Origin of the sequence: Streptomyces sp. bgisy159 (assembly GCF_965341775.1) — a bacterium.
Taxonomy (GTDB): Bacteria; Actinomycetota; Actinomycetes; order Streptomycetales; family Streptomycetaceae; genus Streptomyces.
The window spans coordinates 1-7,641 of sequence record NZ_CBDQZH010000085.1; the positions used below are offsets into that span (position 1 = coordinate 1).

9 protein-coding genes and 1 pseudogene are annotated in these 7,641 nt (G+C 75.3%); 2 read left to right on the plus strand and 8 right to left on the minus strand.

The window, feature by feature from the left end:
• Positions 1-853, minus strand: an 853-nt coding sequence (locus ACSLTV_RS35490; RefSeq protein ID WP_435613675.1) for a lytic polysaccharide monooxygenase auxiliary activity family 9 protein, incomplete at its 3' end; no start/stop codon positions are given.
• A 170-nt stretch (positions 854-1,023) separates the two neighbouring features.
• A complete protein-coding gene (locus tag ACSLTV_RS35495; RefSeq protein WP_432138527.1) occupies positions 1,024-1,158 on the minus strand; it encodes a hypothetical protein in 135 nt (44 codons plus the stop codon).
• A gap of 141 nt (positions 1,159-1,299) precedes the next feature.
• Here ACSLTV_RS35495 and ACSLTV_RS35500 point away from each other — a divergent pair, with 141 nt between their 5' ends.
• Positions 1,300-1,911, plus strand: coding sequence for a class I SAM-dependent methyltransferase (locus ACSLTV_RS35500; RefSeq protein ID WP_435613676.1), 612 nt, complete (start codon positions 1,300-1,302; stop codon positions 1,909-1,911).
• Between the two features lie 47 nt (positions 1,912-1,958).
• On the opposite strand, the gene ACSLTV_RS35505 is transcribed toward ACSLTV_RS35500, so the two are convergent.
• Together ACSLTV_RS35505 and ACSLTV_RS35510 are read right to left on the minus strand one after the other, a co-directional pair.
• Positions 1,959-2,459: a DUF402 domain-containing protein gene (locus tag ACSLTV_RS35505; RefSeq protein WP_432138525.1), complete on the minus strand. Its 501-nt coding sequence runs from the start codon at positions 2,457-2,459 to the stop codon at positions 1,959-1,961.
• Positions 2,440-3,372, minus strand: a complete 933-nt coding sequence (locus ACSLTV_RS35510) for an N-acetyltransferase family protein (RefSeq protein WP_432138524.1) — start codon at positions 3,370-3,372, stop codon at positions 2,440-2,442. Before ACSLTV_RS35510 ends, ACSLTV_RS35505 begins: the two co-directional genes overlap by 20 nt.
• Positions 3,373-3,502: 130 nt before the next feature.
• Between ACSLTV_RS35510 and ACSLTV_RS35515 the strand changes: the two genes are divergently transcribed.
• Positions 3,503-3,898 carry a GntR family transcriptional regulator gene (locus ACSLTV_RS35515; protein WP_432138523.1) on the plus strand — a complete coding sequence of 132 codons (396 nt, stop codon included), beginning with the start codon at positions 3,503-3,505 and terminating at the stop codon, positions 3,896-3,898.
• A 283-nt stretch (positions 3,899-4,181) separates the two neighbouring features.
• Here the strand turns inward: ACSLTV_RS35515 and ACSLTV_RS35520 are convergent, their stop codons facing one another.
• From ACSLTV_RS35520 to ACSLTV_RS35535, 4 genes and pseudogenes are all read right to left on the minus strand, one after another.
• On the minus strand, positions 4,182-4,949 hold the full coding sequence (locus ACSLTV_RS35520) for a DUF72 domain-containing protein (protein WP_432138522.1): 768 nt from the start codon (positions 4,947-4,949) through the stop codon (positions 4,182-4,184).
• A gap of 15 nt (positions 4,950-4,964) precedes the next feature.
• Positions 4,965-6,062: a DUF5925 domain-containing protein gene (locus ACSLTV_RS35525; RefSeq protein ID WP_432138521.1), complete on the minus strand. Its 1,098-nt coding sequence runs from the start codon at positions 6,060-6,062 to the stop codon at positions 4,965-4,967.
• 151 nt (positions 6,063-6,213) lie between these two features.
• Complete coding sequence (locus tag ACSLTV_RS35530; protein WP_432138520.1) at positions 6,214-7,014, minus strand: polysaccharide deacetylase family protein; 801 nt, start codon at positions 7,012-7,014, stop codon at positions 6,214-6,216.
• Positions 7,011-7,641, minus strand: a pseudogene (locus ACSLTV_RS35535) (hypothetical protein); the annotation flags it as partial. The gene ACSLTV_RS35530 and the pseudogene ACSLTV_RS35535, both read right to left, overlap by 4 nt.

The window sequence follows — 7,641 nt, forward strand, 5'->3', positions numbered from 1 at the left end:
GGGCCACCACGACCGCGGACGCCGCGTCCGAGGCCGGGGCTTCGGCGTCCGGGGTCCCGGTCCGGTCCCCGGACGCCCCGTCAGCGGCGCGGCCGGGGTCCGTCGTCGTGGTCGCGTCGTCGTCCCCGTGGCCGTGGTGCTCGATCGTCGACTTGTCGGCGCCCGCCTCGATCTGCTCCTCGGACGGTGCGGAGGCGGCCGGCGCGGAGCCGTCACCGGATCCGAACACCACGTCCGAGCAGGAGTAGAAGGCCTCCGGGCTGTCCGAGCGCTGCCAGACCGCGTACAGCAGATGACGGCCCGAGCGCTCCGGGAGCGTGCCGGAGAAGGAGTAGAAGCCGCCCGTCGCGACCGGGTCGACGGCCGTCGCCACCGGGTGCTGCAGATCCAGGTCGGACCAGGCGAGCGGCCGCGTCGGGTCGTAACCGGCCTTGGTGACGTACACCTTGAAGGTGCCCTTGTGCGGGGCCGTCACCCGGTACTTGAACGTGTACGAGCCGCTGCTCACCCCGGTCGCCGGCCAGTCCGCGCGGGCCAGGTCCAGGCCCTTGAAGGCCTCGTTGCCCGCGCTGCACAGCCTGCCGTCCGGGATCAGCTCCCGGTGGCGACCGCCCGCGTCGCCGATGCGGACACCGTTCCAGTCGTACAGCGCCTGGGTGCCGCCGGCCGCGACCGCCGCGGCGCAGGCGGCGGACTTCGGGCTCTCCGGCCCCTCCGCGTAGCACTGCGCCACCCGGCTGACCGGGTCGCCCATCGAACCGTGCGCGGCGGCCGGGGACGCGGCCAGCGCGGTGAGGGCGAGCGGGGCGAGGCCGAGAGCGGCGACGACGGCGGCCGTACGGCGTGCGGGCATGGGGGAACTCCTCGGAGGCGGTCCGGCGGGTGTGAATCCCGTGGGGGCGCACCGAAAGTAGCCCGCCAGGACCGCGAAATCGCCCGCCTGAAGCGGGCGATGGAGATCCTTATGGTCGCGTTAAGGAACCGCTGAGCCTGACATCAGACAACCCGGGGGAGGCGCGCCGCTCAGCCGTCAGGCCACCAGGTGCGGGCGATGTCCTTGCGGATCTCGGGGCGGCCCGCCGGACGCTCGTCGACTTCCTCGCGGACCTTCTGGCGGTCCGTCTTCTTCAGGGGCTTCTGCACGGTCACACGGCGCATGGCTGCCTCCTTCAGGATCCACCGGGTTCCGCGTTCTCACGGAGGTAGACCCGTTGCAGGAGAGTTCCTCATCGAGCACCGATCTGTCAGTGGCCGTTGTCACGATTCGTACAGTCAGTGGTGGGTGTCACCCTGTGGCGCATGACGTACGACTGGGACACGGCCGCGACCGCCTTCGACGACGAACCCGACCACGGACTGCGCGAACCGGGGGTGCGCGCCGCCTGGGCGGACCGGCTGCGCCGCTGGCTGCCGGGACCTCCCGCCGACGTCCTCGACCTCGGCTGCGGCACCGGCAGTCTGTCGCTCCTCGCCGCCGAGCAGGGACACCGCGTCACCGGGGTCGACGCCTCGCCCGCCATGCTCGGCCTGGCCCGCGCCAAGCTCGCCGGGCATGACGCGGTGTTCCTCCTCGGTGACGCGGCGGCACCACCGGTCGGCGCGCGCCGGTTCGACGTCGTCCTCGTACGGCATGTGCTGTGGACCCTGCCCGAGCCCGGCCGCGTCCTGCGCCACTGGGCCGGGCTGTTGCGTCCCGGAGGCCGGTTCGTGCTGGTGGAGGGGGTGTGGGGCGACACCGACCCGGTCGGCGTTCCGGCGGACCGGCTCACCGCCCTGCTCACCTCGCTCACGGACCGGCCGTGCGTCGAGTGGCTGTCCGACGACGCACGGCTGTGGGGCGGACCGGTCACGGACGCGCGGTACGCCGTCGTCGCGGACGTTCCGGGCCACGGCGCGGAGCCCACGGGCTGACCGAGGGCCCACGGTCGGGCCCGGGCCGGGGCCTGTTGTGAAGGTCCCTAGGCGAACAGGGTCCCGAAGCGCTCCCCGCGCGCCAGGGACTCCAGTTCGTCCAGGGCGGACAGCGCGGCGGACGCGGCGTCCGGGTCCGACCTGAGCAGCCCGCTCTCCTCGAACTCGTCCTCGTCCAGCCGCCGTACGTCCTCGCCGTCGGCGGAGCGCCACAGGTCCAGGTCCAGGTCCTCCACGACCAGCTCCGCGCCGGACAGGACGGCCGGCCGGGTGATGTCGCAGTACCAGCCCTTCACCGCGCCGGCGGCGTCCCGGACCTCCTTCACCGAGTACCACCGGTCCCGCCAGTAGTACTCGGTGAACACGTCGCCCGGCTCGAAGCGCACGAAGCCGAAGTCGCGCGTCCCGCCGCCCGCCCAGGGCGCGCGGACGGCGATCCGGGTGCCGTCGTCCGCCAGCAGCCGAGCCGGGTACCGGATCTTGGTCCGGCCGGCCTTGACGAGGACGACGTCCACCGTGCCGGACCGGTCAGCCGAGTTCGCGGACATGCCGCACCTCCGTCGCACGGATCTCGTACCCGAACCACCTGTTGATCGCCAGCATCGGCCCGTTCTCCGCGTCGTTGCCGGTGTACGCCTGCGTGTACCCCGCCGCGCGGGCACGGAGCAGGGAGTGCGCCTTGGCGAGTTTCGCCAGACCCCGGCCGCGGAACGCGCGGGCGGTGCCGGTCATACCGCTGAGGTAGCGCGTGGCCCCGTCGGTGTAGGCCAGGGTGAAGGCGGCGGGACGGCCGTCGACGACCGCGACCGCCGTCAGCTCCGGGTCGACGAGCGGGTTCCTCCAGCTCTCCGCGAGCCAGGTCTCGTAGTCCGTGAACTCCGAGGGCAGGTCGCCCGGTTCGTCGGACACCGTCTCCGCGTCCAGCCGGAACAGCGGGCGCGGGTCGTCCGCGTAGTCGGCGGCCGTGCGCAGTTCGACGCCCGCGGGCAGCGGGTCGGGCAGCGGTGGCAGCGCGGCGCCGGCCAGGTCCAGGGAGAGGAAGTGCGCCGAGCGGCTCGGCCGGTAGCCGCGCCGCTCGGCCCAGGCACGGTCGTCCGGCGTGTCCAGCACCCAGGCGTACACCTCGGTCACCCCGTGCGCCGCCAGGTGCTCCTCGCCGGCCCGCGCCAGCAGCGAGCCCGCGCCGCGTCCGGTACGGGCCGGGTCCACGTACACGTTGACCGAGCCCCTTCCGGGCTCCGGGCTGTCATGGGCGACCCGTACCTGGGCCGTCCCGATGATCTCGCCGTCCTCCTCGGCGACCAGCTTGCGGGCGTGGGCGTCGGGATGGGTGTGGGCGTGCTCGTGGCGCAGGGACGCCGGGGTGGACACCAGGTAGGGCAGCGCGCGGCGACGGGTGCCGAGGAAGCCCTCGGCGTCGGCGGGCACCTCGGGACGGAGATCGCGGATGATGACGGTCATATGCGCGGACGGTACGGCGGGCGGATGCTCCGGTGCCTCCCATTTTCCGGTGCCTCCCCACCCTTTTCCGGTGCCTCCCCACCCTTTTCCGGTGCCTCCCCCTTTCCGGCGGGTGGGGGAGAATCGAGGCGTGACGTTGAAGATCCACATCGATGAGGGCGCCGCTCCGCCGTACGAACAGGTGCGGGCGCAGATCTCCGAGCAGGCCCGGTCGGGCGCGCTGCCGGTGGGGTACCGCCTGCCGACGGTGCGCGGGCTGGCGGAGTCGCTGGGGCTGGCCGTGAACACGGTGGCCAAGGCCTACCGCGCGCTGGAGACGGACGGGGTGATCGAGACCCGGGGCCGCAACGGCACGTTCGTGGCCGCCGCGGGCTCGGCGGCGGAGCGGGAGCTGGCCGCTGCGGCGCAGGTCTACGCGGAGCGGGCTCGGCGGCTGGGCCTGGGGGAGGAGGCGGCCCTGGCCGCCGTACGGGACGCCCTGCGGGCGGCCCACGAGGCGGACCGGGCGGGGCGCGGGACCGCCTGAGCAGGCCGGGACGGCCGACGCCCTGGCCTGCCCCGTGAGGGCTCTCGGGGCGGCGGGCGGCGTAGCCGTGAGGGCCCGGGACGGTGGGCAGCCCAGCCGGGGTTCCGCACTGGCGGGGCGGCGGCGCCGGGGGAGTGCCCGGACGGTGGCGGGGCGGCGGCGCCCGTGGCAGGCGTCGCGGTCGGCCGAGCGCCGTCGCCGTGGGAGGGCGGCGCTCCACGGCACGCGAGCGCCGTGTGCGTGTGCGTTCCGTGCCGGGGCCTGCGGTGGCGGTGCCGCGCCGTCACGTGAGGGAGGCCAGGGCGGTGCGGGTCGGGTGCAGACCCACTCCGGGGGCAGTCCGGGCGAACAGGCGCGCGTTGCGGACCGCCGCCCCGCCCGGGTCGTTGTTGAAGTACGCGTAGACGTCCGCGTCGTCCGGCCAGGTCGCCGCGATCCGCAGCAGCCAGGTCGCCAGCGCGCGGCGGCCGTAGCGCGGCCACGGCTGGGCGATGCCCTCGTGGAACCGGACGTATCCCCAGTCGGCGGTGCGCCACAACGGGCTCGCGGGGCGGGCGCGTACGTCGGCCCAGCACAGCGCCGCGCCGTGGAGCTCCAGGACCGACCGGACGGCCGGGGTCCACCAGGAGGCGTGTCGGGGTTCCACGGCGACCCGGACACCGGGCGGGAAGCAGGACAGACAGGCGCTCAGCAGGCCCGCGTCGGCGCGCAGGGTCGGCGGCAGCTGGAGCAGGACGGGACCGAGGCGCTCGCCCAGGCCGGACGCGTGGCGCAGCAGCCGGCCCACCGGCTCCTCGGGGTCCCGCAGCCGTTTGATGTGCGTCAGGTAGCGGCTCGCCTTGACCGCGACCACGAAGTCCGCCGGCACCCGCTCCCGCCATGCCTCGAAGGTCTCCCGCGAGGGCAGCCGGTAGAAGGCGTTGTTGATCTCGACGGTGGCGAAGTGCGCGGCGTACACCTCCAGCCACCGGCGCGTCGGCACCTCCGGCGGGTACAGGACGCCCTTCCAGTCCTTGTACTGCCACCCCGAGGTGCCGACGTACACAGGCATGCCTCCATCAAAGCATCACAGGTACAGCCCCGCGTCCGTGCCGGTGCGCGGCTCCGGCAGCGCGGTGGGCGAGATGCCCCGGCGCAGCGCGTACAGCTCCGCCAGGGTGGCGCCGTCGCGGCCGACGCCCTCCTCGGTGCCGAGCCAGCCGACCGCCTCGGGCCGGGTCAGCGGGCCCACCTCGATCCGGGCCAGGCAGCGGCCGGGGCGGACCACGGCCGGGTGCAGGCGCTCCAGGTCCTCGTTGGTGGTGACACCGACCAGGACGTTGCGCCCCTGGCCGAGCAGGCCGTCGGTGAGGTTCAGCAGCCGGGAAAGGGCCTGCCCGGCGGTGTGCTTGGCCTCGCCGCGGATCAGCTCGTCGCAGTCCTCCAGGAGCAGCAGCCGCCAGCGGCCCTTGCCCGTGGAGTCGTCCTCGCCGATCGCGATGTCCATCAGGTAGCCCACGTCGGAGAACAGCCGCTCCGGGTCGAGGACGCAGTCCACCTGGCACCAGTCCCGCCAGGAGCGGGCGAGGGTGCGCAGCGCGGAGGTCTTGCCGGTGCCGGGCGGGCCGTGCAGCAGGAGCAGCCGGCCGGCGATGTCCTCGGGGGTCGTCGCCATCAGGCGGTCCATCGCGTCCGCCACCGGCGCGGTGTAGTTGGCGCGCACCTCGTCCCAGGTGCCCGCGGAGATCTGCCGGGTCGTGCGGTGCGGGCCCCGGCGCGGGGAGACGTACCAGAAGCCCATGGTGACGTTCTCCGGCTGGGGTTCCGGCTCGTCGGCCGCGCCGTCCGTCGCCTCGTTCAGCACCTTCGCGGCCAGTTCGGCGGTGGTGGCGGTGACGGTGACGTCGGCGCCCCGGTTCCAGCGGGAGACCAGCAGCGTCCAGCCGTCGCCCTCGGCGAGGGTGGCGCTGCGGTCGTCGTCGCGGGCGACGCGCAGCACCCGGGCCTGCGGCGGCAGCAGGGTCGCGCCGCTGCGGACGCGGTCGATGTTCGCCGCGTGCGAGAACGGTTGCTCGCCCGTCGCGAAGCGGCCGAGGAACAGCGCGTCGACGACGTCGGACGGCGAGTCGGAGTCGTCGACGGTGAGCCGGATCGGCAGAGCGTCGTGTGGGAGTGCGGCAGCCATGCCGCCCATGATCGGGCACGTGGGCCCCGTCCGCACCCGGTTTCCGAGGTGTGCGCGGTGTGTCGCGCGTGTCCCGTACGGCCGGCCGTGGCGCCGTACCCGCCGGGCGGCGCACGGCGGGTACGACGGGCCTGTGGGACGTGCGGGGGCGTCAGCCGAGGGCGTCCGCCGCGAGCCGGACCGTCCGGCGGGTCCGGCGGACGACCGCGTAGCCCTTGGTCAGGGCGCGGTCCACGGCGAAGGCGCGGGCGACGGCCCGGCCGGCGAGGAGCCGCTCGAACTCCTCGGTGGTGGTGCCGCGCCGCACCGTCACCCGCCGCAGGGCGTACGGCCCCTGCGGGCGCCGGGCCAGGGCGTTGCCGACGGCGAGCGCCTGCGCGAAGCCGTTCTCGCGCACCGCCGCGCGCACCCGGCGGCTGGAGTAGCCGTACGGGTACGCGAACGACACCGGCAGGGCGCCCAGTTCGTCGGCGACGATGTCCCGGCAGCGGGTCAGCTCGGCGCGCAGGGAGCCGTCGCCGAGCTGGTCGAGCTGCGGGTGGGTGTGGCTGTGGCCGCCGATCTCGACGCCCGCCGCGGCCAGTTCCCGCACCTGCCGCCAGTCCAGCATGGTGTCCAGGCCGCGGCCGGTGTCGTAGGTCCCCCTGATCCAGCCGGTGGAGACGAACAGCGTGGCCGGGAAGCCGTGCTCGGCCAGCACGGGCAGGGCGTGCCGGTGCACGCCCGCGTAGCCGTCGTCGAAGGTGATCAGCACCGGGCGGGCGGGCAGCGGCCGGCCGGCGCGCCACCGCGCCGCGAGGGCGGCGGTGGTCAGCGGCGTCAGGCCGCGGTCCGCGATCAGCGCCATCTGCGCGGCGAACGCCTGCGGTGTCACCGACAGGGCGCGGGTCGCCTCGCTCGGCACGGCGGAGACCGCGTGGTACATCAGGATCGGCACCCGCGCGTCGCTCATCCGCTACCCGCTCCCTCCACGAAGTCCACGCTGCCCGTGCCTGCCGTGCCTGCCCGGTCGCGGTCGTCCGTACCCGCGCCGCCGTGGTCGCCCGCGCGTGCCCGGCCGTGGTCGCCCGCGCGTGCCCGGCCGTGGTCGCCCGCCGGGGCCGGCCGGGGGACGTCCGCCCGGGCCGGCCGGGGGACGTCCGCCCGGGCCGGTGGTGCGCCGGCGGCGTCCCCGGCGAGTGCCCCGGCGGCTCTCGCGCGTTGTGGGGCGGAGCTGCCGGTGTCATCGCCGGTGTCGGTTCCCGCGTGTGCGAGTGCGGGCCCGGTACCGGCGTCGACGACGCCGGCCACCGCGGCCGGCCCGGGGGCGTGCGGTGCCGGGGTCGCCGTGCGCGGTGTCGGGACCGCCCCGTCAGCGGGGCGGTATGCCGGGGTCGGCCGGTCGGACGTCCCGGCCGTCGTCTCCGCCGCCGGAGACGTTCCGTCCGCATCGACCCGGGACACCGTCTCCGGGTCGATGCGGACGACGGTGAACGTGGTGCCGGCGCGGCGGGCCCGGAGGGTGCCGACCAGATAGCCGCCCGCCGCCGTGAGGACACCGGTGACGATGGCGGCCGCGCGGCGGGGGGGGAGGAGACGG